Genomic DNA, 26,986 nt, shown 5'->3' on the forward strand with positions numbered 1-26,986 from the left:
CGCTCGCCGGCGGCGCGTGAGCAGTAGGCGTCGGGGTGCGGGTGGCGCGGCCGGCCTTCGGACCGGCCGCGCCACAAACATGATCGCGAGACGCGATCACCGCAGGGATGATGACCGGATGCAAGTTCACATCGACGCGGTGCTGGGGCAGCAAGAAGCAGGTGCAGCCGTGCGCGTCCGCACCGACGTCGGGTCTGCGGTCGTGGTCTGGCGCGGCCCGCCGACCACCGCCGGGCAGCAGCACTACGTCGAATGGACCGTCGACGACGACATCGCTTGGCTGCGGAACGCTTGGCCTTCCCCCTCGTCCACCCCCGAAGTCCGCGAGGAAGGCGAGGACATCGTCTTCCGTGGCCGGCTGTACGTAACCGAGGACGGTGCAGCCGTCCTCACCCTGCACGACAGCCAGATCCTGTTCGACCTCGCCGTTCCCGCACCACCCCCGGAAGCGCACGGATCCTGGGTCGAGATCCGCGCCCCGCGCAACTGCGTAAGCCTGTGGCCGTACGAACTCTGAGCGGCCCGGCCGCCTTCTCGGCGTGATCGGGGTGCGCCCGCACGGAGGTGTTCACTCCCATTCGTTCGTCAACGGTGGGCAGCCCCGTAGCGCAGTCAGAAAATCCGGCGGTGAGGTGAGCACCCCCTCTGTAGCCTGGAGATCATGACTGGCTTCATGCACCCGGTTAATCTCTCTTGCCGGTTCGACCCGCTGGGGGAAACGTACCGCTCGTTGCAAAATGCGGATACGTCGAGGTCAATCATCGCCGAGGAGGCGTGGAGGATCCGTGAGCGATATTTCCCCGCGGACGTCGTATTCCGTGTGGGAGTACTCGACCTCAGCCGGGTCGCGGTGCCTGTCTTGGATCTTGCAATGTCATTGGAGTTCGCCGTGAAGATGCTGGCCATGGAGGGCGCGGCCGCGGTCGATTCTCCGGGCAGCAGCTGGCGAGTAGGTCTGGAGCGGTCAGGGGACGCCGTTACCGTGTCGTGCGGCCACGACAGTCGCAAGTCGGAGTGCTCGTTCGCCGATCTCGCCCAGGCTGTCGGCCTGTTCATGCGGGGCACCTTGGACAACCTGACGGAGATATGCCCGGACCTCCTGCTGAACGATGAGATCGCGCGACTGTTCCGTGAATCGGGTGCGAGGCATCTGGGTCGAGACCAAGCCCAGAGGTACGCGCGTGCGGTGGAAGCACGGTACAGAAGCGTTTGAGCAGGTCGAGTCAAGGCAGGGAGCACTGCCGACGTCGAACCTGTTGCGCAGGTGGTGGCCGCGGGCCACAGATCAGACGTTGAGCGCCGGACGGTTGGCGGCCATGACGCTGGACATGCTGTGACCGCGGATCCATACGCCGCATACCGCCGCCGGGAAACCCGGGCCCTCGTGCCGAAACGCTGGATGGCTGCAGACCCGCGCGTTGTGGCCTGCGGCGCCTGATCGGCGTCGGACGCGGCGCGTGTGGTGCCTCATGTCGCAGCCACCAGAGTTGCGAGCCGGGAACCCTGCCGAAAAGCCGGAGGGCGCGGATTGGCTGCGCTCTCGCCTCCCTGGCTTGTCTCCACCGGGAGAACTCCACCAAGGTGACGGGAAGTTCCGGTTGAGCGACGAACGGAGAAGGCGTGCCGCCCAGTGCAGACGACCGGGCCGAGAGACCGGGCCCGCGTGGACCGCTCTCCGAAACCCCCCGGTTCCGGACGCTATGGGCACCGGACGCGTACGCATTCGCGTGCGACACCGCGATCCGGTACGCGCCGGCGGTGGCCGACGGGCAGACCCTGGGCTACCTGTGGGTGTCGATCACGGAAGAGGCAGCGGGCTTCGTCCCCGCGGATGCCGCCGGAGACGACGGATGGAACACGGCTGTCGCCTGGTCCGCCCGCCTCCGCCGCAGCAAGGCCGAAGGGCTGACCGCCCTCGAAGCCTTGCGCGCCTGGACCGACATGCCGGAGGAGCCACGCACCGGCCGCATCCCCCTTGGTTCCGCGCGTACCGCCCCCAGCGTCGACGATCTGACGCAACTGGCGCAGTAGGGCGTTGCCGGACTCGCACCGACCACCTTCAAAGCTCTGCGGACGCAATCGACACAAGACCCGATTTCGCGACAGTCCGTCAGGACCGTCAGCCCTCCCCGAACCCGAAGGAGAACCACCGCATGATGCCCCCCTGGTGTTTCGTCTGCCATAAGACATTGCGCGACGTCGAAGGCGACCGCCCGATCGACCACTTCACGTACGTGTACTTCGCCGACTATCACAGCGAGCCGGGAGTCGAAGGCAGCGGCGTAGGCGCGGAGTGGTTTTGCGCCGAACACGCCGCACTGGGCGAAGCACGTGAACATATGCCCTACCGCACCGCCTTGGACGAAATCCGCGCCGCTACCAAGTAAACCCTCGACGGGGGATGCGTGAGCGGTAGGCGTCGCGGTCCAGGGGCGCGGCAGGCCTCCGAGTCGGCCTTCGCGGTGTAATCGGGGTGCGCTCGGACGGGAATCACGTGAGTCTGGGGCCGGCGCTCTCCGATGCGAAGGCGGTCCCGGCGTGTTCATGGGTATCTCCGGCTTCGAGCCGATGTTTCTGGTGGGGCTCGAAGCCGTTCGGGCGGAGCACGGCACGCGGCTGGCGGCGCTGGCCGGGCGGCGGTTGAGCGGTTTCGCAGTGGTGCGGTTCGTGGAGGACGGCGACTGGTACGCGGACTGCCCTGTGGTCCTCGATTTCGAAGGTGTGCGGGTGGAGATCTGCCACACCAAGTTCGACGAGCTGTCGATCGGCTGGAATACCGTCGACATCGGCGCCGAGATTTCCGGGTGGGAGTGGTTCGAGTCGACTCCCGCATGGTCGGACAGACATGAACGCCTGGAGCCCTTCGTCGGTCAGGAGCTCCAGGAAGCCGCACTGCTGGTGTGGCAGCCGTCGGATGTCCGGGATGTCGCCGCCGGGACCGTCGCCGTCGAGTTCGCGTTCCCTAGCGGTCGCTTCGATATTGCCAATGCCCTCGACGAGAACACCATCGAAGTCGGCGAGCGGCACCCCGAGTACGTACGCCACTGCCTGCGTTCGTGAGCGTCGGTGCGCCGTGGGTTGCCGAGGTCGGACTCCCCCGGACGGCGCAGTCCGGCGCGCGGCGGTGGCTTCCGGTGCTTAGCGTTCGACGGAGGCGCCCCGGGGCGGACGAGTGGGCGGTGGCCATCGTGACGGAGATGTGCGCATGCCGATTCATCGCAGGGCCTTTCTGGGTGCATCGGCCGCTGTCGGCTGGGCTGCTCTTGCGGGTATATCGGGGGCCCAAGGGGCCACGACGGCCGGCAGGCGTGGGATGAATGCCTGGCCGACCCGTATGGCCGGTGGTGCGAAGATGCCGCCGGATTGGCGGGTGCTGCGGCGGCTGCTCGGTGCGCGCCTGGTGCTTCCCGGGGATCCGGATTACCCGGTCGAACGCCTCGGCTTCAACGAGCTGTACGACGACCAAAAGCCGGCCGCGATCGCGCGCAGCGCCTCCGCGTACGAGGTCCAGGCCTGTCTGGCGGTGGTCCGTGCGCACGGCCTGCTCATCGCGGCACGCAGCGGCGGGCACAGCTACCTCGGCTACAGCGTCCCGGACGCCGGTCTGGTGATCGACCTGCGGGAGATGGCGGGCGTCGAGGTGCTGCCGGACGGCACCGCGCGGGTCGGCGCCGGGGCCCGGCTGATCGAGGTGTACGCCGGGCTCGCCCGGGCCGGCCGGATCCTGCCCGGCGGCACCTGCCCGACCGTGGGCATCGGCGGGCTCACCCTCGGCGGCGGGATCGGCGTCCTCGCCCGCGCGTACGGACTGACCTGCGACCGGATGGCCGCAGCCCGCGTGGTGACCGCCGATTCCCGGGCGGTGTCGGCCACGCCGGACTGCGAGCCGGATCTGTACTGGGCTTTGCGCGGCGGCGGAGGCGGAAACACCGCTGTCGTCACGGAGTTCGAGTTCCGCACCGCGGCTGCGTCGGATCTGACGGTGTTCTCGCTGGCGTTCCCGGCCGGTTCGGCGGTGTCGGTGCTCGGGGCGTGGCAGGAGTGGTTCCCCGCGGCGCCGCGCGAACTCTGGGCGAGCTGCCAGATATCCGGCGGCAGTACGCCGGGTTGCCGGGTGGTGGGCTGCTGGGCCGGCGAGCCCGGCGGTGCGGGCCCGCTGCTGGACCGGCTCATCGCCGCCGCCGGGGCCAAGCCGACGTCCACGGTCCAGGTCCTGGGTGCCTTGGACGCCATGAAGTGGATGGGCGGCTGCGCGCGGGACACCATCGCGCAGTGCCATCCGACGTGGGAGGGCGGGCGGTTGCCGCGCGACTCGTTCGTCGCCGTATCCCGCGTCCTCGGGCCGGACCCGTTGGACGCCGCGGCCGTGGTCGAGCTGATGCGGGACCGGTCCGGCGTCGACCTGCTACTGGACTCGCTCGGCGGCGCGGTCGCCGATCTCGCGCCGGACGCCACCGCCTATCCGCACCGCTCGTCCCTCGCCAGCGCCCAGATATTCGCGTCCACTTCCGCTTCCGGAGCCCCTCAGGCGAAGGCCTCGGTGGACGCCGTCCGCGACGGCCTGGCCGCGCTCGGCGCCCGCGGCGCGTACGTGAACTACATCGACGATTCGCTGCCCGACTGGGGACACGCGTACTACGGCGCCAACCTGCCCCGGCTGAAGTGCGTGGCGCAGAAGTACGACCCGGACGGCGTGTTCGACTTCCCGCAGTCCGTGTCCCGGGCTTGAGCAGCCGGGCAAGGTCTGCGTCTTGCCCAGTGTCCGGATGCCATCTCACCAGGCTCGAAGCGCCCCTCGCCCTCCGTCGAGCACAAGCCACATGCCATCAGCCGAGGCGTCAGCAGCCACGCGGCCTGCAGGTCAGGGGCGGGGAGTGGTGAGCGGTTGGGCGTTCAGCCAGACGGTGAGTTTGATGGACACGTACTGACTGGGCGAGTCCGCTGGTGCGTAGCCGAGGATTTCGATCAGCCCGATGTGCCCGGGCTTCGTGATCATGCATACCTGAGCGTTCTTGACCAGTCGGGCCCGGGGAATCGAGGAGGCCTCCTGGGTGTTGGTTCTGCACTCGTCCAGTGAGCCAGGTGTGTTGCCGTCCAGCAGCACGAGGTAGCTGTCCCAACCTGTTTCGAGGTTGACGAATCCGTCCGCGTCCGGTCTGTACGACTCGGGCTTGTAGACGATATCGGCGAACCTGTCGGTCTTCGGCCGTAGTGGGTCGTCGGAAAGATCGAGCCCCCGGCCTTCGGGCAGGTCGATGCGGTCGTAGACGATCGGCTGGGGAGCGGGGGGTGCGGGCCGCGAGGTCTGGGGAGCGGCGGTCGCGGCCGAGGCGGATGGTGACGGCGAGGAGGTAGGCAGCCCCAGGTGCGTCGGGCCCACGCTCGCCGAGAGGGGTCCGCCAGTGCCCTGGGCCGCACCGCCGTTCCCCTTGCCGCCGTCCTTCGCCAGTCCGTAGGTGACGCCTCCGACGGCAAGGAGAGCCAGGGTCGTGAAGGCCCCTGCAAGGGCCAGGCGCCGGCGCTTGCGCGGGTCCGATGGAACGGGGGGCATGCGCTCGTTCTTGCGATTGTCGATCTCCGCAGTGAGGGTGTCGGGAAGCCAGCCTTCGGCGATGCTCAGTCGGGAGTCCGCCGAGGCGTTCCGGCAAAGCTCGATCACATGTTCCGGGTCGGGCCGCTCCCCCGGTTCCTTGGCCAGCAGTTGCACGATGACCTGGCGCAGCGGTTCGGGTACGGCTGCGAGATCGGGCTCCTCGTGTACCACGCGGTACAGGATGGACGTGTCGCTGCCGTCGCCGAATGGGCCTGTTCCCGTCGCCGCGTACACCGCCAGGGCACCGAGCGCGAAGACGTCGGTCGCGGGCCCTGCGGTGCGGCCCAGCGCCTGTTCGGGGGCCATGTACGCGGGCGTCCCGATGACGACGTTGGACCCGGTCAGGGAGGTGGCCGCGGCGGCTCGGGCGATGCCGAAGTCGATGACGCGCGGGCCGTCGGCGGCAAGGAGTACGTTCGACGGTTTCAGGTCACGATGGACAACCCCGGCCTTGTGGATGGACTGCAGTGCTTCGGCAATGCCCGCGGTGAGCACCAGCACGGTGTCCGCCGGAAGCGCCCCGTGTCGGTGGACCGCTTCGTTCAGGGACGGGCCGGCGACGTACGTGGTGGCCAGCCAAGGACGCGGTCCCTCCGGATCAGCGTCCAAAACCGGTGCGGTGTAGGCGCCGTGAACACGTTGCGCTGCGTCGACTTCCTGTCGGAAACGGCGACGGAACTCGGGGTCCTCGGCGAACTCGTCGCGTATGACCTTCAGCGCGACAGGACGTCCGCCCGGAGTCGTGGACAAGTAGACGCGGCCCATCCCGCCAGCACCCAGGCGAGCCCGCAGCACGTATCCGCCGACCGTGCGCGGGTCGTCCTGCGTCAGAGGCCGCAGCGCGGCACGGTCCGCCACGGCCCGCCAGTCCGACACGTCGACGCGCCCGCCGACGCGTGGAAGCGCGGTCGGGCGCGGAGGTGGTCCCTGCCGGTGGTCGGTGGGCGGCGGCGCGGATGCGGGGGACGACGCAACGCCTTGTGCGTCATCTGCATCGACTGGGCGCACCACGGTCTCGGCGCCGGCTACCTGCGCCTGCGCCGCGGAGCGCCACGCGTCTTCCCAACCCGCCGCAGTCCCGCCGCACGCCTCCACCAGCGCGAGTACGACCGGCCACGGAGGCAGGAGTGCCCCGGTGAGGGCAGCAGTGACGATCACCTGATCCACGCCGGCGCGGCGGGCAAGTTCACCTGTCGGCAGATCGGCAGCGTCGGCACGGAGACGCCGAAGCTCCCGTGCGAACTCCGCGAGTGGTTCCTGAGCTGCCATGCTCCCCCCGAACATCCCGTAATAGTCCATGCCTTGATGGGTCGTCACATCATCGCGGATCACGGGGCGGCGAGGCTTGGGGAAAGCCATCGCACCTGACATCTCGCGCCGCTCGAAGCCACTCCAGTGCAGCCGCGAGCCGCGACAGTCACGGAAACTGCCTCCCCGGGGGCTGGCCTGCCTCCGCGCTGAACACCGAGCCGTTTGTCGGCGAGGTCCTGGGCAATCCGGAAGACATCGACGTCGACCGTCTCCGCGCGGCGCCACCTGTCCGACGGGCATGCTTGTGCGCATGACGCAGGAGCCCGAGAGTGCGAAGTCGCCGCGTTTGCCGCCGCGTTGGTTCATTCGGATGTTCTGGAAGGGGCATCGGGCCGCCTACCGGATCTTCCGCGGCCGGGTCGGGTTGTGGCGCCCCGGGAAGAAGAGCTGGGGGACGATGCAGCTCACGACGACCGGCCGCCGGTCGGGGCAGCCGCGGAGTGTGATCCTCGGCTACCTGGAGGACGGCCCCGACCTGGTCACCCTGGCGATGAACGGCTGGGGTGCCGCAGAGCCGGCGTGGTGGCTCAACCTCCAGGCGGAGCCGGACGTGGTGGTCGTCGTCCCGGACGGCCGCCGGCTGGTCCGCGGCCGTGCCGCGGTCGGCGAGGAGCGCGAGCGGCTTTGGGCGCGGTGGCAGGAGGTCGACAAGAACCTCGACGGGTACGCCACGCGCCGGCCGGGCGAGACCGCTGTGGTCATCCTGGAGCCCCGGGACGCACCGGCGGCGTGAGCAGGCGGCTCACAGGAGCTGCGCCGGGGTGGCCGTGGTCAGGCCGCCGTCGACGGCTATGTCCTGGCCGTTGATGTACGACGCGTCGTCGGAGAGCAGGAAGGCGACCGCGGCGGCGATGTCGGACGGAGTGCCGACGCGGCCTGCGGCGACCACCGCGCCCACCCCAGCCTGGGCGTCCTCGGAGGCTTCGGCCCGGTACGCCGGGGTGTCGGTGTAGCCCGGGCTGATCGAGTTGACGCGGATGCGGCGCGGGGCGAGTTCGGCGGCGAGGGCCGGGGCCATGGACAGCACGGCGGCCTTGGTGGCGGTGTAGAGCGCGGTGCCGGGGACGCCGTGGTGGACCGCGAAGGAGGCGTTGAGCAGGACTGCTCCCCCGTCGGCGAGCAGCGGGAGGGCTTGCTGGACGGTGAAGAACGTGGCCTTGAGGTTGCCGTCCACGACGCGGGCGAACTCGGCCTCGGTGACGTCGCCGATGGACTGGAAGGCACCGATGCCCGCGTTGGCGAAGACGGCGTCCAGCCGGCCGTGGCGGGTGCGGATGGCGGTGAAGAGCGCGGCCAGGGCGGTGGAGTCGGTGGCGTCGGCGGGGATGCCGAGGATGCGGTCGGCCGGATAGGTAACGGACAGTTCCTCGACGGTGCGGTCCAGGCGGGCCTTGTCGCGGCCGGTGATGATCACGTGGGCGCCCTCGTCGAGGAGCCGGGCGGCGGTGGCCAGGCCCATGCCGCTGGTGCCGCCGGTGACGAGGACGATCTTGCCGCCGAAGCGGGAGGTGGTGTGCGTCATGGATCAAGCGTGCGGCGGCGGGCCGCGGCCATACAGTGCGCGTCTATCGTGGGTGTGGCACCACCAGGATGAGCCTCAGGCCGGGGCGGCCGGCCGCAGGCAGCCGCCTCACGCAGCACGCCGTAGGTGGCGCCTCAGGCAGGCGCAGCGAGCCGCAGGTGGCGGAGCCCTGCGAGCCGGGCCTCGGTCTCGGTGCCGGGCCGCGGGTTGTAGAGCACCACGTGCCAGTACGGGTGGTCGGCGACGGTCAGGGTCGTCGCGTCGAAGAACAGCTCGCCGGCCTCCGGGTGCCGCAGCGCGTTCACGGCCTGGGCCGGGGCGCCGACGTCGTGCGAGGCCCAGAGGTCGGCGAATGCCGGGCTCGCGGCGCTGAGTTCGTCCACTACACGGGCGAAGGACGGGTCGCCGGGCGCGTGCCCTGCGTCGGCGCGGTACGCCGCCACCACCGCCGGGGCGCCGGCCGCCCACACGTCCTGCATGGCGAGGTACCGCGGATTGGTGAAGTACGTGACAAGGCAGTTGCGTGCCGTGCCGTCGAAGCCGAAGACCGTGCGCGCGGCGTCGTTGTAGGCCAAGACGTTCCACGAACGGTCGCGGAGCACGGCGGGACGCGGGGCCCACGCGTCCAGCAACTGCCTGATCTCAGGTGTGACTTCCGCCGGAGACGCGCTGCCGGCGGGCGGCGGGTTGAGGCCGGCGAGCAGATACAGATGGGTACGCTCCGGCCCGTCCAGCCGCAGCGCGCTCGCGATGGCGTCGAGCACCTCGGTCGAGACCGTGATGTCCCGCCCCTGCTCCAGCCACGTGTACCAGGACACCCCGACCCCCGCCAGCACCGCGACTTCCTCGCGCCGCAGCCCCGGGGTACGCCGCCGGCCGGCGGGGGGCATGCCCACGTCCTCGGGCGTGAGCCGCCCCCGCCGGTCCCGGAGGAAGTCGCGCAGGGCTTCGCGGCGCTGCTGCGAGGGGTCGGCCGGGGTGGCTTCGGGGCTGGTCATCACCCCACTGTGCCACCACGTCCGCAGGTCAGACCTGGGCGGTGGGGTACACGGTGATCTCCGAGAGGTTCACGTGCCGCGGACGGCCCGCGCCGAAGGCGACGATCTCGGCGATATCGTCCGCGACCAGGACCTCGATGGACGCGATCGTCTCCTCCAGCCAGGCCGTCGCGCCCGGGTCCTGGACGTGCTCCTGCAGTTCGCTGAGCACGATGCCGGGGTGGATCGCCGCGACGCGGATGCCCTGGCCGCCGAGTTCGAGCCGCATGTTGGCGGACAGGTGGCTGACCGCGGCCTTGGTCGCGCAGTACACCGCGAAGTTGGGGAACTTCTCGTCCGCGGCCACCGACGAGATGGTGATCAGGTCGGCGGTCCGGCCGTCCGCGGCGGCCTTCTCCAGCCCGGGCAGGAACCTGTCGATGATGCGCAGCACGCCGGTGACGTTCAGGTCGATCTGCCGCTGCCAGTCCCCGAACCGGCGCTCGGTGACGGGTGCGGGCAGCATCACGCCCGCGTTGTTGACGATCAGGTCGGCCGCGCCGTACGCGGCTTCGACCTTGGCCACGGCCGCCCGTACCGACGCATCGTCGGTGACGTCGACTGCGACGGCGAGCGCCGTGCCGCCGGCTTCCTCGATCGCGGCGGCCGTCGCGGCGAGCCGGTCCGCGCGCCGGGCCAGCAGGGCGACGCGGGCGCCCTGCGCGGCGAGCTGCTTCGCGGTGGCTTCGCCGATGCCGCTCGACGCGCCGGTGACGACGGCGGTACGGCCGAGCAGGGGCTGGTTGTTCGTGGTTCCCATGGCGGGATGCTCCTCGGTGCGTCGTGGTCGCGGAGGCCTTTGCGGCCGGTCCGCGGTCCCGTCTCCTCGGGACATCCACGATCTTGCGCCGGTCTCGGCGGTCCACCCAGTGCCCGCCCGGACCTGGGTCGGCCGGAACCTGGGTCTGCCGGAACCACCTCGACGCGCCGCGCGGCGCACGCGGCACTCACGGGCAAGCGGCACTCACGGGCAAGCGGCACTCACGGATAGGCGGCGATGCGGGCCTGGTCGAGGTCGGCGAGGATCGCGTCCAGGTCGGACGGGTCCGCGATGTACGCCAGGACCGCGCGGTGGAACGCGCCGCGCATCGGGGCGGGCATGCGGTCGGAGGCGTCGAAGCGGATGGCCTCGGCTTCGGCGAGCGCGCGGCCGAGGGCCTGGGCGACCGGGTGGGACGGGTACGCGTCGACCGGGACCCCGCGGTTCGGGCTCATCGCGCCTTCGCGGACCCACAGGGTCTGGGCCTCGGTGCCGGCCAGGTAGGCGATCAACTCCCGTGCCTCGTCGGTGTCGTCGAACATCGCCATGACGTCGCCCGCGACCTCGCGGACCTCGGGCCCGGGGCGCGCGGCACCCTGGGAGTCGGTGAAGACCGGGAAGGGCGCGAACGAGAAGTCCACGCCCGGCAGCGGCTTGTTAGGGGCGCCTTCGTACCAGGCGGCCGCGAAGGACGCCTGGTGTTCGAGGCCGCAGCGGGGAGGGTCGGCGACCAGCCCGGCGCCGGCCTGGTCGTAGCGGGTGAGGAGCGCGGACATGGCGGCGTTCCCTGAACCGGTGCCCGAACCCGTGCCCGCTCCCGAACCTGCTCCGGCGCCTGCACCCGTCCCGGGCCCGTCTCCCCCGCCCGCACGCCCGATCCCGAGGAGTTCGCCCCACGTCTGCCACGCGGCGCGGATCTCCGGTGCGGTCCACGGGAGCCTGCCGTCCGTCCAGCGGTCGTAGACCTCAGGGCCGGAGCGCGCCAGGACGATGTCCTCGATCCAGTCCGTACCCGGCCAGCCGGACGCCGAGCTCGACGCCAGGCCGAGGCACCACGGGGCCACGCCCTGCTCGGCCAACTTGGCTGCGCTAGCGGTGAGTTCCTGCCACGTCCGGGGCGGCCGCAGGTTGTGCGCGGCCAGCGTCTTGGGGTCGTACCAGACCAGGCTCTTGAGGGCCGCCTTGACGACCACGGCGACGCGGACGTCGTCGACGCGCCCCAAGGTGACCCAGTCGGCGGCGTACGCCTTGTCGCTCTCGGCGAGGCCGGGGATGCCGTCGAGGGCCACCAGCCGGCCGTTGCGGGCGTAGCGGATCAGGTCGCCCGGGGACGAGAGGGCGGCCAGGTCGGGCGGTGTGCCGTCCTCGACGCGGGCGGCGAGGACGGCGTCGACGTCGCGGGTGCCTTCGTAGCGGACGTCGATGCCGGTACGGCGTTCGAAGGGCGCCACTACGTCCTCGAAAGCGGCCGCCTCGGCGCCCGTCCACGTCCCGAGCACGGTGACGGAACGGCCGCCGCCGTCCGGGGTGCAGGCGGCCGTCGTGGCGGTGGTGGCGAGCAGGAGGAGCGCGGCACCGGCGAGCGCGAGCCGGCGCCGGGCACCTGGGCGCACACGGGCGCGGGGGCGCGGACACGTACGCATGAAGGGACGCGCACGGATACGGCGACGCGTACCGATACGGGGACGCGTACGGGTATGGGGGCGGTCAGCTGCCGGGCCCACGGTCAACCTCCAGTCCGGTACTCGTCGTACCTGCGCCACAGCCCCCACAGCCCGGCGCCCAGGACGACCGCGCACAGCACCGGGCCGCCCACCGCCAGGCCTTGGTCCGCGGCGGCCTGGCCGAGGTCCCGGTCGGCGGTGCGGCGGGCGGTGGCGGCCGAGCTGCCGAGTTCCTCGTCGGCGTGCGCGGCCAGGCCGGCCAGGGAGTCGGGTGCGCCGCCCGCGAGGCGGCGTACCGTCTCGGGGTCTCTGGGGGTCAGGTCGGCGCCCGGTCCGGGTTCGGGTCCGTAGCCGCGGGCCCGCAGTTCAGCGACGACGGCGGCCATGGCCGTGGCGTCGCGGCGGGTCTCGGGGTCCGGGACCGCGGGACCGGCGATGCGCGCGAGTGCGGCGTCGGCCGCGGCGCGATGGTCGGCCCCCACGCCCCGGGTCGCCAGTGCCAACGTCTCGGCGCCCACGACGCGTTGGACCGCGGTACGGGCCTGCCACAGCTCCGTGACCCGGGTGGTGCCGCCGCCCGCGCCGGAGTCCATGCGTTCCGCGGTACGGGCGGCGTTCGCGCCGTTCCAGCCCGACAACACGAGAACCGCGGCCAGCGCGACGAGGAGCGGGATGTTCAAGTGCCGCCGGAATCGGCGGCGTATATACAGGGACGCCCACAAGAGCAGCACGAAGGCCCCCACCGCACACGCCGCGAACGGCAGGATCGCGGCCTGCGAAGTCCAGTAGCCGTCCCGGGTCTTGTGCATCTCGGCCAGCTCGGCGTCGCGCAACTCCGCCAGCCGCACCAGGATTCCGGCATCGGGCGCGTGCAGCAGGTCGGACGCGTATACGATCCCCGCGACCGCCAAAGGCCCTTCGCGGCCGGACTGGGCGACGCCGACCAGCCCGGTGTACTCGACGATGAGCCCGTCCACGGCCCTCAACCGCGCCGCGGAGCCCGGGCCGAGGTTGTCGCGGGCATCGGCAAGGGCCTGGCCCGCCGTCTTGACAGCGTCCTGGTAGTCGGTGCCCGGACCGGTCAACGGGAAAGCCCCGGAAACCAGTTCGCGCCCGGCGGCCCGGTCCGCCTCGGTCAGCGCCGCGGCCACTTGTTCCAGCGCGACGACCGCCGGCAGCCGCCGGTCCCGCAGCACATCGGCCTCCCGGCCCGCCTGGTCCACCCGGATCCAGGTCGCCGCGGCCAGCAGCGCGGCCAGCGGCACCAGCAGCACCGCGAAAAGCCGCAACCGCCGCGGCGTGGGCGTACGCGGCTTGCCCACCGCAACCGCCCCGGCCGCCGCGACCGCCCCGGCAGGCCCGCTGGGGCCGGCCGGCGCCCCCGTCATCGGCATAGGCACCGAAGTCGTACGAGGTGTCATGGAGCACGCTCCCCTCGACGTCCCCGCCACCCTAGGAAACCAAGCCCCCACGATCCACACGGCACTCCCCGTTGACGCCCCGTCACCGGACGTGTTACAGCCCGGTTGCCGGATGTTCGCCCGCCAGGGCAGGGTAAATGCCCGCCTGCATAATGCAGTTGCCTTGTCGATGAGCGGGCTGAAGGCCTTGCCCGGGAGGACCCACGCCATGTCGGTTGATGCGACTGCCCCCGGCCGCTGGATGCGTTCCGGCGAACTGCTCGACGAGGTCCTCGCGCTCTTCGCCCCCAACTGGACGTACCCGCCCGAGCCGCCCGGCTTCGAACCCGAGCACCCGCTCGTCCGCTGCAACGTGAAACGCACCTTCCTGGCCGATGTGCTGCTCGCCGACCTGGACGGCGTACGCGAGCACGCGGACCTGCTCCTGCTCGCGGCGGTCCACGACACCTGTCCCGACGGCGTCCGCCGCCTCGTCGACCCTCTGGTGGCGGCCCTCGGATACCGGACCGTGCACGACGCGCTGATTGGCTACGTCCGTACCGGCACCCCCGAGCAGCAGGAAGGCGCCCGGATGGCCTGGTACTGGGCCAAGCCCCGTCCGCGGGAGATCCCACGGGACGGCATTTGGCGCACGGAGCTGCCGAGCCGTGCGGTGCTGGAGGAGTTCCGGGCTGTCGGCCTCGAGTACCGCAGGGCCTGCCTCAAGGCCGGCATCGCGTTCTGACGTTTCGCGGCGGCCGCCGCTCGGCTGCGCAACAGCGCCGACGTGCTCGAGGGGGGCTTATCGGGGCTTTCGCCCTGCGGGTCGGGAAAGTGGCCGTGCTTTCTCATGCGGTGTTAAGGATCGGCTCAGAAGGCTCCCAGTACGCGGCCCGAACTTTGCTGCATGACCCACTCGACCGCACTCGACACCAGTGCCGACGCGCCTGAGCCGCCGAGCACGCCGCCGAGCTCTCCCCGTCCCGGCGTACCAGCGCATCCGAACGGCCGCCGGCAGCGGCTGGTGGATGTGGTGGTGCCGGTCTACAACGAGCAGCACGTGCTGGAGCAGAGCGTCCGGCGGCTGCACGGCTACCTCATCGCGGAATTCCCCTACGCCTTCCGGATCACCGTCGCGGACAACGCGAGCACGGACGGCACCTGGCACGTGGCCTCCTACCTTGCCGACGAACTCCCGCATGTGCGGGCCGTGCACCTGGACCTCAAGGGACGCGGCCGGGCGCTGCGGAAGGTGTGGGCGGCCAGCGACGCGGATGTCGTCGCGTACATGGACGTCGACCTGTCCACCGATCTCGACGCGTTCCTGCCGCTGGTCGCCCCGCTGCTGAGCGGGCACAGCGATGTGGCGATCGGCTCGCGGCTGTCCCGCGGGTCGGCCGTGGTGCGCGGTCCCAAGCGGGAGTTCGTGTCCCGGTCCTACAACCTGCTGCTCCGCGCCACGCTGGCCGCGCGGTTCTCCGATGCGCAGTGCGGCTTCAAGGCGGCCCGTACCGAGGTCGCGCAGGCGCTGCTGCCGCATGTCGAGGACGAGGCGTGGTTCTTCGACACCGAACTCCTGCTGCTCGCGCAGCGGTCCGGGCTGCGCATCCACGAGGTGCCGGTGGACTGGGTGGACGACCCGGACAGCCGCGTCGACGTGCTGCGCACCGCGGTGGACGACCTGCGCGGCATGGCCCGGGTCGCGCGGCGGATCACCGCGGGCACCTTCCGGGCGCCGATGTCGGAGCGTACGCGCGACGCCCGGCTGCCCACCGGGATGCGCCGCCAGATTCCGCGGTTCGCGCTGGTCGGGGTGCTCAGCACGCTGGCCTTCGTCGGGCTGTACGCACTGCTGCGCACCGCGATGCCCGCGCTGCTCGCGAACGCGCTGGCGCTGCTGGTCACCGCGGTCGGCAACACCGCGGCCAACCGCCGCTTCACCTTCGGGGTACGCGGGCGCTCGGGTGCGCTGCGGCACCAGGCCCAGGGCGGCCTGGCGTTCGTGCTCGGCCTCGCGGTCACCAGTCTCGCGCTCGGCGCGCTGCACGTGGCCGCCCCCGGGGCCTCGCGCGCCGTCGAACTGACCGCGCTGGTCGCGGCGAACGCGCTGGCCACGCTCGTGCGGTTCCTGCTCCTGCGGGTGTGGGTGTTCCGCGGCACGCGATCCGCATCCGACGCGGATGCGGACGCAGCGACCGACCAAGGCTCCGACTCCGCTTCCCCTGCTCCCGGCTCCGACTCCCCTGTCCCCGACACCACTTCCGAGGCCACCCGATGACCACGATCCATCCCGAGCAAGCCGCCGCCGTGCCCGGCCGGTCCGAGCCGCAGATCATCAAGGCCTGGGCGCTGCGCCTGGTGCGCGGCCGGGAGGCGGACCAGCGCTGGGTGCGCCCGGCGCTGCTGGCGCTGCTCGCCGCGACCGGCTTCCTGTACATCTACAGCCTCGGCGAGTCCGGCTGGGCGAACACCTTCTACGCGGCCGCCGTCCAGGCCGGCAGCGAGAGTTGGAAGGCCTGGTTCTTCGGCTCCTCGGACGCGGCGAACTTCATCACCGTCGACAAGCCGCCCGCCTCGCTGTGGGTCATGGGGCTGTCCGCCCGCATGTTCGGCATGAACTCCTGGAGCATGCTGGTCCCGCAGGCGCTGGAGGGCGTGGCCGCGGTCGGCCTGCTCTACCTGACCGTGCGGCGCCGGTTCAGCCCGGCGGCCGGCCTGGTGGCGGGTGCCGTCATGGCGCTCACTCCGGTGGCGGCGCTGATGTTCCGGTTCAACAACCCGGACGCGCTGCTGGTGCTGCTCATGGTGGCGGCCGCTTACGCGGTGCTGCGGGCGCAGGAGACCGCGTCCACGAAGTGGCTCGTCTGGGCCGGGGTGTTCCTCGGCTTCGGGTTCCTCGCGAAGCAGCTCCAGGCCTTCCTGGTGCTGCCCGCGTTCGCGCTGACGTACCTGCTGTTCGCACCGACCGGCTGGTGGCGGCGCATCTGGCAGCTGCTCGCTGCAGGTGCCGCGGTGGTCGTGTCGGCGGGCTGGTGGATCCTGACCGTGGAGCTGTGGCCGGCGTCGTCGCGCCCGTACATCGGCGGTTCGCAGAACAACTCGATCCTCGAACTCACCCTCGGCTACAACGGCCTGGGCCGCCTCAACGGCGACGAGACGGGCAGCGTCGGGGGCGGCGGCGCACGGACCGCCGGGTACATGCCGTCCGGTATGGAGATGCCGACCATGCGCGGCGGCGGGTGGGGCGAGACCGGCTGGGACCGGCTCTTCGATCCGTCGAACGGCGGCCAGATCTCGTGGCTCATGCCCGCCGCACTCGCGCTGCTGCTCGCCGGCCTGTGGGTCACCCGGCGCCGGAAGATGTCGGACGGTCAGCGTGCCGCGTTCGTGCTGTGGGGCGGCTGGCTGATCGGCACGGCCCTGGTGTTCAGCTTCATGAAGGGCATCTTCCACGAGTACTACAGCGTGGCGCTGGCCCCGGCGGTCGGTGCGCTGGTCGGCATGGGCGGCGTGCTGCTGTGGGAGAAGCGGAAGTCCTGGAAGGCCGCGCTGGTGCTGGCCGCGACGGTGGCGGGGTCGGCGTACTGGGCGTACGTGCTGCTCGACCGCACGCCCGACTGGAACCCGTGGCTGCGCTGGGTGGTCGTGGTCTCCGGCGTCCTCGCCGCGGCCGCGATCCTGGCCACCACCCGGTTCTCCGCACGCCTCGTGGCGGGCACTGCGGCCGGTCTGACGCTGACCGCGATCCTCGCCGGCCCCGCGGCCTATGCGGTGGAGACCATGAACACGCCGCACACGGGCGCGATCCCGGGCGCCGGGCCGGCCTCGGGCCGCGGGCCGGGCGGGCTGAAGCTCTTCGGGCCCGGTCCGTACGGCAGCCCGCAGGGCATGCAGATGCTGCCGCCGGGTCAGGTGCCCGACGGGCAGGGCCAGAACGGCGGAGCACCCGGCGGTCCGGGCGGCAACCGCGGCGGGGGTCCGGCCCCGGGCCAGAACGGCGGCTCGCCGGTCCCGGGCGGCGCTCCCGGCGGTCCCGGCGGTGCGGTCACCTTCGGCCCCGACGGCACGCGCGGCATGCCGAACAACGAGGCGGGCGGCCTGCTGGACGGCAGCAAGCCCGGCAAGGAGCTGACCGCGCTGCTCAAGAAGGACGCGTCCGACTACACGTGGGTGGCGGCCGGGGTCGGCTCGAACGTCGCGGCCGGCTACCAGCTGGCCACCGGCAAGCCGGTCATGGCCATTGGCGGGTTCAACGGCAGCGACCCGGCGCCCTCGCTCGAGCAGTTCAAGAAGTACGTCGCGGACGGGAAGATCCACTACTTCGTCGGCGAAGGCCGGGGCGGCGGACCGGTCCGGATGGGCCCGGACGGCAACGGCACGTACTCGTTCGCGGTCACCGGCACCGGCGGCCCGGGCAGCAACGGCGGCAGCGACGTCTCGTCGCAGATCAGCGCGTGGGTGCAGGCCAACTTCACCGCGCAGACCGTGGACGGCGTCACCGTCTACGACCTGACGCAGCCCAACTCGGGTGGCGCCGCCGCCTCCTGACGGACCCGCACGAGTGTCGCGGGCACCACGGACGCCGCCGGCCCGGTCGACCGCCATCGACCGGGCCGGCGGCCTTCGGCGGAGTACCACCCGGAAGCATCACGCCATCCGGGTGGAAAGGATGCGGGCCGCGACCCGGGGGCGAATCGCGGCCCACACGCGCGTATGGAGCCTTTCCCGGGCGAGGAACCGGCCCAGGGGCGGTCCGGCTCCGGCGGGAAGGCTTCGTACGCATCCTTGCGGGCGCAGACCGGGCGCCCCGCCTGGCGGGCGCACCGGATCCGCCACCCGGTGCCTGCAGGCGAGTTTCGACTCTAGGATCGCGATTCGGGGTCTACTGGGCTGTGCACGCACAATTCTCGGCTCACTGTGCACTCGGTCACTCGGGAGGTTGGGACGATGGCGGTCCTCATCGACACGGCGGCGATGCCCGCCGGCGAGCGCGTCGACGCCGTGCACACGGCCATGATCGAGGCCACTGCCCCGTCGTACGTCATACACGAGGCACCCGAGCGCGGCATCCGGATGCTCATGGAGCAGTGGTTCTTCGGCGACACCCGACTGGTGCGCGCCCAGGCCACCGGGTTCCGGCTGCTGCGCACGCCCAAGCAGGCGCGCCAGGGCATCGGCCCGTCCATCGCGCTCTCCGTGCAGACGCGCGCCACGGTCCGGCATGCCCAGTACCACGCCGAACAGCAGGTGCCGCAGGGCGGAATGATCCTGGCCGACATCAGCGGTGCGTACGACTTCTCCTGGTCCGGCGACGGCGGCTGCGAGACCCTGCACGTCCCGATCGACCAGCTCGGCCTTTCCGTCGAGGTCGTGCAGCGCGCGATGTCCGGGATGACGCATAGTCCGCTGTACGGCCTGATGATCGACCACGTCCGCCGCCTCGCCGCGGACGCCGAGGTGCTGGCCGCGGACCCGTCCGCGCCGGACGTGGGCGCGGCCACCACCGACCTGGCCCGCGCGCTGCTCGTGTCGGCAGGCCGGGCGGACGGCCGGCAGGCCCGCCGCGTGCTGGCCGAGACGCTCCTGACCCGGGTCCGCGCGTACGTGCGCGCGCATCTCGGCGAGCCGGGCCTGTCCCCGGAGAGCATCGCGGCGGCGCACAACATCTCGGTGCGGTACCTCTACAAGGTGTGCGCCCAGGCGGACTTCAGCCTGCGGCAGTGGATCATCGCGGAACGCCTGCGCCGGGCCCGCGCCGAGCTGGCCGACCCGGCGGCCTCGGGCCGTACCGTCGCCAACATCGCGCGGCGCTGGGGCTTCACCGACCCGACCCATTTCGGGCGGCGCTTCCGCAGCGAGTACCAGGTGACGCCGGGCGAGTGGCGCCGCCAGAACCTCGGGTCCATCCACGTCCCCGACGCCTTGGACCTGGACTCGCTGCCTTGACGCGGTCGCAAGGTCAGCGCCGGAAGGCCGGCGCCGGAAGGTCAGCGGCGGTTGAGGACGCGCGTCAGGCCGGCGATCACCGCGGTGGTGAGCAGCCAGCCCGCGGCGCGCAGCGTGTAGCCGACCCAGGCCGAGGCGCCCATGGGCGTCCATTGGCTGCGCTGGTCGAAGACGCTGAGCGGCAGCAGCAGGTCGAGGGTGTAGACGACGGCGTTGAAGGTGCCCGCGGAACTCCCGGTGGGGGCGGGCCGGTCCAGCGAGAAGACCACGGCGCCCACCACGGCGAGGGTGAGCAGCCACAGCAGGGCGCGGGCCGGGTGGTAGCCGTAGCCGACCGTCCAGTCGAGGAAGCAGCTGAGGGCTCGGCGCAGCGGGGTGAGGGTGCGGCGGTGCCGGCGTTCCTTTTCCAGGAGGACGCGGCGGGCGAGGTCGTCGTGGCCGATGGTCCGGTAGTAGGCGGCGAGTTGCTCGTACGGCTGGGGCCGGTAGCCGCTGGAGTCCCGGCTCAGCCAGTCGAGCCGGTCGACCACCGCGAGCGGGCGGGCGGCCATCTGCACCGCGTTGTAGACGGTGCCGTCCAGGCCCAGGTCGGCAGGCCAGGATGCGGGGTCGTCGAGGATGACGCCGTATTGGCCGTAGGTGATGTTGACCCGTCCGGCGACAGGGCTGCCGGGGCGGAAGGTGAGGTAGCCGACCTCGGCGCGGCCCAGGTGCACGGCGACCGCGCCGGGGTTGGACAAGTGCACGTCGTCCAGGATGAGTTCCCCGGAGATGGTGATGTTCTTCAGGCGGAGCATGCCCTCGGCGGTCAGGCCGGTGCAGTCGAGTATGTGGGTGGCGAGGTTGTCGGCGTGCAGGGCCTCGCCGCCGGGATTGCGCAGGACGGCCCCCTGCAGGAACGCGCCGCCGTCGAGGCGGGCGCCGGGGATGCGCACGCCGCCGTCGAAGACCGTGCCGCCCATGGCGAAGAACGCGCTCTCCACGACGAGTCCGCCCGCGAACAGCGCGACTTTGCCGGGGCCGCCGGTCACCTGGGAGCCGTCCAGGTGGACTTCGCCGGTGATGGTCGAGCGGGTGAGGCGGATCTGGCCGGCCACGGTGCTGCGGTTGATCAGCAGGCCGCCTTCGAAGCGGGCGAGTTCGGCGCGCAGGCCGGGCAGGCGGCAGTCGCGCAGGGCGATGCTGCGGAGGGTGGCCTCGGAGAAGACCGGAGTGTCCGTCAGGGTGCATCCGGTGAGGGCGAGTTCGCAGTCGACGCTGCCGCCGCCGACGTCCAGCGGGCCGGTGACGGCGGCGCCGGTGAGGCGTACCGCGGGCACTCGGCCCGGGTCGGGTTCGCGGGCGCCGAGGAGCAGGGCGGCGACGACGGCGCCGCGCAGGGTGCGTTCGGGGTCCGGCAGTGCGGACACGTCGACCGTGCCGCCGTGCGGGTAGGCGTCCCACAGCAGTTGCTCGGCGCGCCCGAGGGTGCCCAGGTGGGCGGGTATGCCGTCGGCCATGGGCAGCGAGCCTACGGGACGGGATGCGCCGCGGGGCGGGTCCGATGGTGCCGGACCCGCCCCGCGGCAGGTTCGCCCGAGCCATGTCCGGCGCGCGGGGGCGGTCAGAGCGGGTCGAGGATCTTCGGCCCGGTCTTGTCGCGCATCTCGGACTCCTCGACGCCCGGGGCGAGTTCGACCAGCCGCAGGCCGTCCTCGGTGACGTCCAGGACGCCGAGGTCGGTGATGATGCGCTGCACGCAGGCCTTGCCGGTGAGCGGCAGCGTGCAGGTCTCGACGATCTTGTGGCTGCCGTCCTTGGCGACGTGGTCCATCAGCACGATGACCCGGCGGGCGCCGTGCACGAGGTCCATGGCGCCGCCCATCCCCTTGATCATCTTGCCGGGGATGGTCCAGTTGGCGAGGTCGCCGGACGCGGAGACCTGCATGGCGCCCAGGATCGCGGCGTCGATGTGCCCGCCGCGGATCATGCCGAACGACAGCGCCGAGTCGAAGCAGCTGGCGCCCGGCAGGAGCGTGACGGTCTCCTTGCCGGCGTTGATCAGGTCCGGGTCGACGTCGTACACGTACGGGTACGGGCCGACGCCGAGCAGCCCGTTCTCGGACTGCATGACCACCTCGACGCCGCGCGGGATGTGGTTGGGCACCAGCGTGGGCAGCCCGATCCCGAGGTTCACGTAGGCGCCGTCGGTGAGTTCGGCGGCCGCGCGGGCCGCCATCTCGTCGCGTGTCCAGGCCATCAGCGTCCCGCCTCCGCCGCGCGCACGGTGCGCTTCTCGATGTGCTTCTCCGCGGCCTGCTCCCAGGTCAGCGGGACAACCCGCTGCACGAACACGCCGGGCAGGTGGATCTCGTCCGGGTCCAGCTCGCCGGGGCGGACGATCTCCTCGACCTCGGCGATGGTGATGCGGCCGGCCATCGCGGCGAGCGGGTTGAAGTTGCGGGCCGAGCGGTCGAAGACCAGGTTGCCGTGCCGGTCGCCGCGGGCCGCGCGGATCAGCGCGTAGTCGGTGGTGATGCCCGCTTCGAGGACGTACTCGACGCCGTCGAAGACCCGCACCTCCTTGGGCGGCGAGGCCACCGCGACGCCGCCGTCCGCGTCGTAGCGCCACGGCAGGCCGCCCTCGGCGACCTGGGTGCCGACGCCGGCCGGGGTGTAGAAGGCGGGGATGCCGCAGCCGCCGGCCCGCAGGCGCTCGGCGAGCGTGCCCTGCGGGGTGAGTTCGAGCTCGATCTCGCCGGCCAGGTACTGCCGGGCGAACTCCTTGTTCTCGCCGACGTACGAGCCGGTGGCGCGGGCGATGCGGCCCGCGCCGAGCAGCACGCCGAGGCCGAGGCCGTCGACGCCGCAGTTGTTGGAGACGACCGACAGGCCGCTCGCGCCCTGTTCGTACAACGCCTGGATGAGGACGGACGGGATGCCGCAGAGTCCGAATCCGCCCACCGCGATCGACGCGCCGTCGGATATGTCCGCGACCGCGCCGGCCGCCGTGGCGACCACCTTGTCCATGGGAATCCTCTCGGGTCGGGTCAGCCGCGGGTGGGGGTGATGCGGCCGGCGACCTCGCCGAAGCCGATGCGCGTGCCGTCCGGGCCGGGGGCGGTCGCGGTGATGGCGACCTCGTCGCCGTCCTCCAGGTAGGACCGGGTCGAGCCGTCCGGCAGCTTCACCGGGTCGCGGCCGTTCCAGGTGAGCTCGATGAACGCGCCGCGCTCCTCGCGCTCCGGGCCGCTGACCGTGCCGGAGGCGTAGAAGTCGCCGGTGCGCAGCGAGGCGCCGTTGACCGTCATGTGCGCGAGCTGCTGCGCGGCGGTCCAGTACATGGTGCGGAACGGCGGCCGGGAGACGACGTGGCCGTTGAGGGCGACCTCGATGGCGATGTCGAGGCCATCCGGGGTGCTGCCGCGGTCGTCGAGGTAGGGCAGCGGCTCGACGTCGCGCGCGGGCGGTTCGACCCAGGCGTGCGCGAGGGCGTCGAGCGGGACCACCCAGGGCGAGACGGAGGTCGCGAACGACTTGCCGAGGAACGGGCCGAGCGGCACGTACTCCCAGGCCTGGATGTCGCGGGCCGACCAGTCGTTGACCAGGCAGACGCCGAAGACGTGCTCGCGGAAGTCGGCGCGGGCGACCGGGCTGCCCAGCTCACTGCCCTTGCCGACCACGAAGCCGACCTCGGCCTCGATGTCCAGGCGCAGGCACGGGCCGTACGCGGGGGCGGCGTCGGCGGGGGCCTTGCGCTGCCCGGAGGGGCGGACGATCTCGGTGCCGGAGACGACGATGGTGCCGGAGCGGCCGTGGTAGCCGATCGGCATGTGCTTCCAGTTGGGGGTGAGCGGCTCGCTGTCCGGGCGGAAGATCTGCCCGAGGTTGCTCGCGTGGTGCTCGGATGCGTAGAAGTCGACGTAGTCGCCGACCTCGAACGGCAGGTGCAGGGCGGCGTCCTGACGGGGCACCAGGTTCGCCTCGACGTCGCGCCGGTAGGCCTCGTCGGTGAGCCAGGCGGTGATCTCGGCGCGGACCGTGGTCCACACGGCGCGGCCCGCGGCCATGAGCGGGTTGAGGTTCGCGGCGTCCAGCAGGCCGGTGTGGTCGGAGCCGGTGGCCTGCGCGACGGCGCCCGCGTCGAGCACGAAGTCGCCGATCGCCACGCCGATGCGCGGGGTGGGGTCCTCGGTGGTGGTGAAGACGCCGTACGGCAGGTTGCGGATGCCGAAGGGCGAGTCGGCGGCGACCGGGAGCCAGGTGGTGGTCACGGATGCTGCTCCTTGGTACGGGCGGGGGCGGCGGGGCGGGCGACCAGGCCGAGGGCGACGAGGTCGTCGAGGGGTTCGTCGATGCTGCAGCTGCCGAATCCGGTGAACAGCTCGCGGGTGTACGGGGCCTCGGGGGCGGCGGCCCGGCCGATCCGGTCCGCGAGCCGGCCGGACTCGTCCGCGAGGATCGCCGCGAACTCGCCGATCTCGCGGCCGCCTTCCCACAGGTACGGGCCCTGGCGGCGGGCCGCGAGGGTGGCCTCGGCGACGTTGAGGAAGCCGTGGTGCACGAACCCGGTCTCCGGGTCGGTGTGGTGCATCGCGTTGTGCAGCCCGGCGGTGAGCTTGAACGGCAGCGAGCGGGCAGCGCACAGCCACAGGAAGCGGCCGAGCGCCTCGGGGCTCGGGAAGGCCTCGGCGACCACGCCGCCGGTGCGGAACTTGGCGCGGTGCCGGGTGGCGGCGATGAGTTCCAGGTTGGCTTCGAGGTCGTCGTCGTAGGCGACCTCGACGGCGCCGGAGAGGTCCTCGGGCAGGAACTCGTGGTACGCGGCGATGACCGCGGCGGTGTCCCCGGCGGTCTCCGCACCGGCGAGCACCAGGCCGGGGGCGGCCAGCACGGCGGTGAGCGCCGGGCCGACGGCTTCCGCGCCGCCCGCGACGACCACGGCCACCCGCAGCGGGTCGGCGGGGTCGGCAAGTTCCGTCAGTTCGGCGATCTTGCCGCTGCCGACCAGGAACGGTCCGACCAGGTCGGCGTACCAGGCGGCGCGGTGCCGCCGGTGGGCCGCGACGGCCTCGGGCAGCGGGAGGTTGCCGGGCGGGAAGACGGCCGCGTCGTCGACGAGGCCGGCGAACAGCGGCGGGATGACCCCGGGCTCGGGTGCGCTCATCGGGCCGGCCCCCGTCCCGACCAGGTCCAGGCGTACCCGGAGTCCTCCGCGGCGAGGCCGCCCTCGCCCATTTCGAGCGGGCGGAACGTGTCGACCATCACCGCGAGTTCGTCGAAGAAGTCGATACCGATGCTGCGCTCGTACGCACCGGGCTGCGGGCCGTGCGCGTGCCCGCCCGGGTGCAGCGAGATCGAGCCCTGGCCGATGCCGGAGCCTTTGCGGGCCTCGTAGTTGCCTCCGCAGTAGAACATGACCTCGTCGGAGTCCACGTTCGAGTGGTAGTACGGGACCGGGATCGACAGCGGGTGATAGTCCACTTTGCGCGGCACGAAGTTGCAGATCACGAAGTTCGCACCCTCGAAGACCTGGTGGGCGGGCGGCGGCTGGTGGATGCGCCCGGTGATGGGTTCGAAGTCGGCGATGTTGAAGACGTACGGGTACAGGCACCCGTCCCAGCCGACCACGTCGAAGGGGTGGTTCGGGTACGTGTAGCGCGTGCCGACCGGGCCGCCCTGCGAGCCGCGGTGCTTGACCAGCACGTCGACGTCCTCGCCCTCGGCTGTCAGCACCTCGTCCGGGCCGCGCAGGTCGCGCTCGCAGAACGGGGCGTGCTCCAGGAGCTGGCCGTACTTGGAGAGGTAGCGCTTGGCCGGCGCGATGTGGCTGTTGGCCTCGATGCAGTACGCGCGCAGCGGGGCATCGCCGGTCGGCACCCAGCGGTGCGTGGTGGCGCGCGGCAGGATCACGTAGTCGCCCTGGCCGACAGTCAGCGCGCCGAAGACGGTCTCGACGACACCTTCGCCGGACTCGACGTAGACGCACTCGTCGCCTATGGCGTTGCGGTACAGCTCGCTGGGCGCGCCGGCTGCGACGTACGAGATGCGCACGTCGGCGTTGCCGAGCACCAGGCGGCGCCCGGTGACGGCGTCGGCGGCCTTCCACTCCTGGCCGGGGAAAAGCTCGTGGAGCTTGAGGTGCCGCGGCTTGAGCGGGTGGTTGGCGGTGGTCGCCTGGTCCGGCAGCTCCCACGCCTCGGCGCCCACGATCGCGGAGGGGATGTGCCGGTGGTAGAGGAGCGAGGAATCCGAGGAGAAGCCTTCCTCGCCCATCAGCTCTTCGTAGTAGAGGCCCCCGTCCGGGGTGCGGTGTTGGGTGTGCCGCTTGTGCGGCACCGACCCGAGGCGCCGGTAGTAGGCCATGACTCACACCTTTGTCTGTGGCTTGTCGTCCACGCTGACGACTTCCGCACTGCCGAGCGGGCGGAGACCGCCCTTCGACGCTGGTTCCCGTTCCCGGCCTCGGGAGGGCCCAACCCGATCACTCGGTAAAACCTTTTACTAATCGGACTCTAGCACCGGCGGACCGGGGCGGCCAGGGTCAGGAATCCGTCAGCCGGCCGGCGCGTATGGCCAGGTAGTGGTGCTCCGGGCGGCTCGCGGTGCGGACCGCGGCGGTCCGGAAGTCCTCGGCGGCACCCGCCCGGTCGCCGGCCATCTCGCGCAGGTGGGCGCGGGTGACGTACAGCCGGTGGTGCCCGGCGAGGCGGCCGTCCGCGACCAGCGCTTCGACCACCGCGAGACCTGCCTCGGGGCCGTGCACCATGGCCTCGGCCACCGCCCGGTTCAGCGCGTACAGCGGGTTGTCCGACAGGCCCTCGAGGACCCGGTAGAGCGCGAGGATCTGCGGCCAGTCGGTCTCCTCGACCGTGCGCGCCTCGTCGTGCAGCGCGGCCACCGCGGCCTGGATGCGGTACGGCCCGACCGGGCCCTTGGGCATCGCCGCGGTGATCAGCTCGACGCCCTCGGCGATCGCCTTGTGGTCCCAGCGCGTGCGGTCCTGCTCGGCCAGCGGGACCAGCTCGCCGGCCGGGCCGGTGCGAGCCGCGCTGCGGGCGTGGGTGAGGAGCATCAGGGCCAGCAGGCCGCCGGCTTCGCCGTCGTCCGGCAGCCGCTCGTACAGCGCCCGGGCCAGCCGGATCGCCTCGCGGGACAGCTCGACGCGCTGCAGCTCCTCGCCCGCGCTGACCGCGTACCCCTCGTTGAAGATCAGATAGAGCACGTGCAGCACGGCCTGCAGCCGCTCGGCGCGCTCGTGCGGCTCGGGCATCCGGAACCGCGTCCCGGCGGCCTTGATGCGCTGCTTGGCGCGGCTGATCCGCTGGCCCATCGTGGCCTCGGGCACCATGAACGCATCGGCGATCTCCGCGGTGCTCAGGCCGCCCACCGAGCGCAGCGTGAGCGCGATCGCGGAGGCCCGCGACAGGGCCGGATGGCAGCACAGGAACAGCAGGATCAACGTGTCGTCGCGCGCTGCGGGGTCGTCCGCGTCGGCCGCGGGCGCGGTCTGCCGGTCGTCCGGCTCGCGCAGCGCGGCCAGCCCCTCGCGCCTGCGCCGGGCCTGCTCGGCGCGCACCTGCTCGATCATGCGCCGGTACGCCACCTGGATCAGCCAGCCGCGGGGGTTGTGCGGGAGCCCCTCCGCGGGCCACTGCGTCGCGGCCGCGAGCAGGGCTTCCTGGACGGCGTCCTCGGCGGCGTCGAAGTCCCCGTACCGGCGGGTGAGCACGCCGACGACCTGCGGCGCGAGTTCGCGCAGCAGGTCGTCGAG

General features: G+C 72.0%; 24 protein-coding genes. 11 read left to right on the plus strand and 13 right to left on the minus strand.

Annotation, left to right across the window (positions count from 1 at the left end):
• Nucleotides 1–118 precede the first annotated feature (118 nt).
• The 6 genes from LZ495_RS02675 (at nt 119) to LZ495_RS02700 (ending at nt 4,729) form a co-directional block, all read left to right on the plus strand.
• Complete coding sequence (locus LZ495_RS02675) at nt 119–517, plus strand: hypothetical protein (RefSeq protein WP_235050186.1); 399 nt, start codon at nt 119–121, stop codon at nt 515–517.
• A 144-nt stretch (nt 518–661) separates the two neighbouring features.
• Nucleotides 662–1,213 carry a hypothetical protein gene (locus LZ495_RS02680; RefSeq protein WP_235050187.1) on the plus strand — a complete coding sequence of 184 codons (552 nt, stop codon included), beginning with the start codon at nt 662–664 and terminating at the stop codon, nt 1,211–1,213.
• Between the two features lie 545 nt (nt 1,214–1,758).
• On the plus strand, nt 1,759–2,031 hold the full coding sequence (locus tag LZ495_RS02685; RefSeq protein WP_235050188.1) for a hypothetical protein: 273 nt from the start codon (nt 1,759–1,761) through the stop codon (nt 2,029–2,031).
• Between the two features lie 122 nt (nt 2,032–2,153).
• Complete coding sequence (locus tag LZ495_RS02690; protein WP_235050189.1) at nt 2,154–2,387, plus strand: hypothetical protein; 234 nt, start codon at nt 2,154–2,156, stop codon at nt 2,385–2,387.
• Nucleotides 2,388–2,544: 157 nt separating this feature from the next.
• Entirely contained in the window at nt 2,545–3,060 is a 516-nt protein-coding gene (locus LZ495_RS02695; RefSeq protein WP_235050470.1) for a hypothetical protein, read from the plus strand.
• Between the two features lie 253 nt (nt 3,061–3,313).
• Nucleotides 3,314–4,729 (plus strand): FAD-binding oxidoreductase, encoded by a 1,416-nt coding sequence (locus tag LZ495_RS02700; protein ID WP_235050190.1) that lies wholly within the window; start codon nt 3,314–3,316, stop codon nt 4,727–4,729.
• A gap of 132 nt (nt 4,730–4,861) precedes the next feature.
• Here the strand turns inward: LZ495_RS02700 and LZ495_RS02705 are convergent, their stop codons facing one another.
• On the minus strand, nt 4,862–6,925 hold the full coding sequence (locus LZ495_RS02705; protein ID WP_372498506.1) for a protein kinase domain-containing protein: 2,064 nt from the start codon (nt 6,923–6,925) through the stop codon (nt 4,862–4,864).
• A gap of 229 nt (nt 6,926–7,154) precedes the next feature.
• On the opposite strand from LZ495_RS02705, the gene LZ495_RS02710 reads away from it, so the two are divergent.
• A complete protein-coding gene (locus LZ495_RS02710) occupies nt 7,155–7,637 on the plus strand; it encodes a nitroreductase/quinone reductase family protein (protein ID WP_235050191.1) in 483 nt (160 codons plus the stop codon).
• A gap of 9 nt (nt 7,638–7,646) precedes the next feature.
• On the opposite strand, the gene LZ495_RS02715 is transcribed toward LZ495_RS02710, so the two are convergent.
• The 5 genes from LZ495_RS02715 to LZ495_RS02735 all read right to left on the minus strand — a co-directional run bounded on the left by LZ495_RS02715 (nt 7,647) and on the right by LZ495_RS02735 (nt 13,308).
• Entirely contained in the window at nt 7,647–8,426 is a 780-nt protein-coding gene (locus LZ495_RS02715) for an SDR family NAD(P)-dependent oxidoreductase (protein WP_235050192.1), read from the minus strand.
• Nucleotides 8,427–8,560: 134 nt separating this feature from the next.
• Nucleotides 8,561–9,424, minus strand: a complete 864-nt coding sequence (locus tag LZ495_RS02720; protein ID WP_235050193.1) for a helix-turn-helix transcriptional regulator — start codon at nt 9,422–9,424, stop codon at nt 8,561–8,563.
• Between the two features lie 28 nt (nt 9,425–9,452).
• On the minus strand, nt 9,453–10,223 hold the full coding sequence (locus LZ495_RS02725; RefSeq protein ID WP_235050194.1) for an SDR family oxidoreductase: 771 nt from the start codon (nt 10,221–10,223) through the stop codon (nt 9,453–9,455).
• 221 nt (nt 10,224–10,444) lie between these two features.
• On the minus strand, nt 10,445–11,836 hold the full coding sequence (locus LZ495_RS02730) for an ABC transporter substrate-binding protein (protein ID WP_235050195.1): 1,392 nt from the start codon (nt 11,834–11,836) through the stop codon (nt 10,445–10,447).
• 113 nt (nt 11,837–11,949) lie between these two features.
• Nucleotides 11,950–13,308 carry a GlnX family signal transduction membrane protein gene (locus tag LZ495_RS02735; RefSeq protein WP_235050196.1) on the minus strand — a complete coding sequence of 453 codons (1,359 nt, stop codon included), beginning with the start codon at nt 13,306–13,308 and terminating at the stop codon, nt 11,950–11,952.
• A gap of 208 nt (nt 13,309–13,516) precedes the next feature.
• Here LZ495_RS02735 and LZ495_RS02740 point away from each other — a divergent pair, with 208 nt between their 5' ends.
• From LZ495_RS02740 to LZ495_RS02755, 4 genes are all read left to right on the plus strand, one after another.
• On the plus strand, nt 13,517–14,032 hold the full coding sequence (locus tag LZ495_RS02740) for a hypothetical protein (protein WP_235050197.1): 516 nt from the start codon (nt 13,517–13,519) through the stop codon (nt 14,030–14,032).
• Nucleotides 14,033–14,194: 162 nt separating this feature from the next.
• Nucleotides 14,195–15,565, plus strand: a complete 1,371-nt coding sequence (locus LZ495_RS02745; protein ID WP_235050198.1) for a bifunctional glycosyltransferase family 2/GtrA family protein — start codon at nt 14,195–14,197, stop codon at nt 15,563–15,565.
• Nucleotides 15,562–17,835, plus strand: a complete 2,274-nt coding sequence (locus LZ495_RS02750; RefSeq protein WP_235050199.1) for an ArnT family glycosyltransferase — start codon at nt 15,562–15,564, stop codon at nt 17,833–17,835. Before LZ495_RS02745 ends, LZ495_RS02750 begins: the two co-directional genes overlap by 4 nt.
• 399 nt (nt 17,836–18,234) lie before the next feature.
• Nucleotides 18,235–19,233 carry a helix-turn-helix domain-containing protein gene (locus tag LZ495_RS02755; RefSeq protein WP_235050200.1) on the plus strand — a complete coding sequence of 333 codons (999 nt, stop codon included), beginning with the start codon at nt 18,235–18,237 and terminating at the stop codon, nt 19,231–19,233.
• 41 nt (nt 19,234–19,274) lie between these two features.
• On the opposite strand, the gene LZ495_RS02760 is transcribed toward LZ495_RS02755, so the two are convergent.
• From LZ495_RS02760 to LZ495_RS02790, 7 genes are all read right to left on the minus strand, one after another.
• Complete coding sequence (locus LZ495_RS02760; RefSeq protein WP_235050201.1) at nt 19,275–20,732, minus strand: oxidoreductase; 1,458 nt, start codon at nt 20,730–20,732, stop codon at nt 19,275–19,277.
• Between the two features lie 104 nt (nt 20,733–20,836).
• Complete coding sequence (locus LZ495_RS02765) at nt 20,837–21,472, minus strand: CoA transferase subunit B (protein WP_235050202.1); 636 nt, start codon at nt 21,470–21,472, stop codon at nt 20,837–20,839.
• Nucleotides 21,472–22,242: a CoA transferase subunit A gene (locus LZ495_RS02770; protein ID WP_235050203.1), complete on the minus strand. Its 771-nt coding sequence runs from the start codon at nt 22,240–22,242 to the stop codon at nt 21,472–21,474. Before LZ495_RS02770 ends, LZ495_RS02765 begins: the two co-directional genes overlap by 1 nt.
• Before the next feature lie 20 nt (nt 22,243–22,262).
• Nucleotides 22,263–23,486 (minus strand): fumarylacetoacetase, encoded by a 1,224-nt coding sequence (fahA, locus tag LZ495_RS02775; protein WP_235050204.1) that lies wholly within the window; start codon nt 23,484–23,486, stop codon nt 22,263–22,265.
• Nucleotides 23,483–24,379: a hypothetical protein gene (locus tag LZ495_RS02780; RefSeq protein WP_235050205.1), complete on the minus strand. Its 897-nt coding sequence runs from the start codon at nt 24,377–24,379 to the stop codon at nt 23,483–23,485. Before LZ495_RS02780 ends, fahA begins: the two co-directional genes overlap by 4 nt.
• Nucleotides 24,376–25,578, minus strand: coding sequence for a homogentisate 1,2-dioxygenase (locus LZ495_RS02785; RefSeq protein ID WP_235050206.1), 1,203 nt, complete (start codon nt 25,576–25,578; stop codon nt 24,376–24,378). Before LZ495_RS02785 ends, LZ495_RS02780 begins: the two co-directional genes overlap by 4 nt.
• Nucleotides 25,579–25,756: 178 nt before the next feature.
• On the minus strand, nt 25,757–26,977 hold the full coding sequence (locus LZ495_RS02790; RefSeq protein ID WP_268822307.1) for an RNA polymerase sigma factor: 1,221 nt from the start codon (nt 26,975–26,977) through the stop codon (nt 25,757–25,759).
• Nucleotides 26,978–26,986 lie beyond the last annotated feature (9 nt).

Source organism: Yinghuangia soli, from assembly GCF_021502675.1.
Classification (GTDB): domain Bacteria; phylum Actinomycetota; class Actinomycetes; order Streptomycetales; family Streptomycetaceae; genus Yinghuangia; species Yinghuangia soli.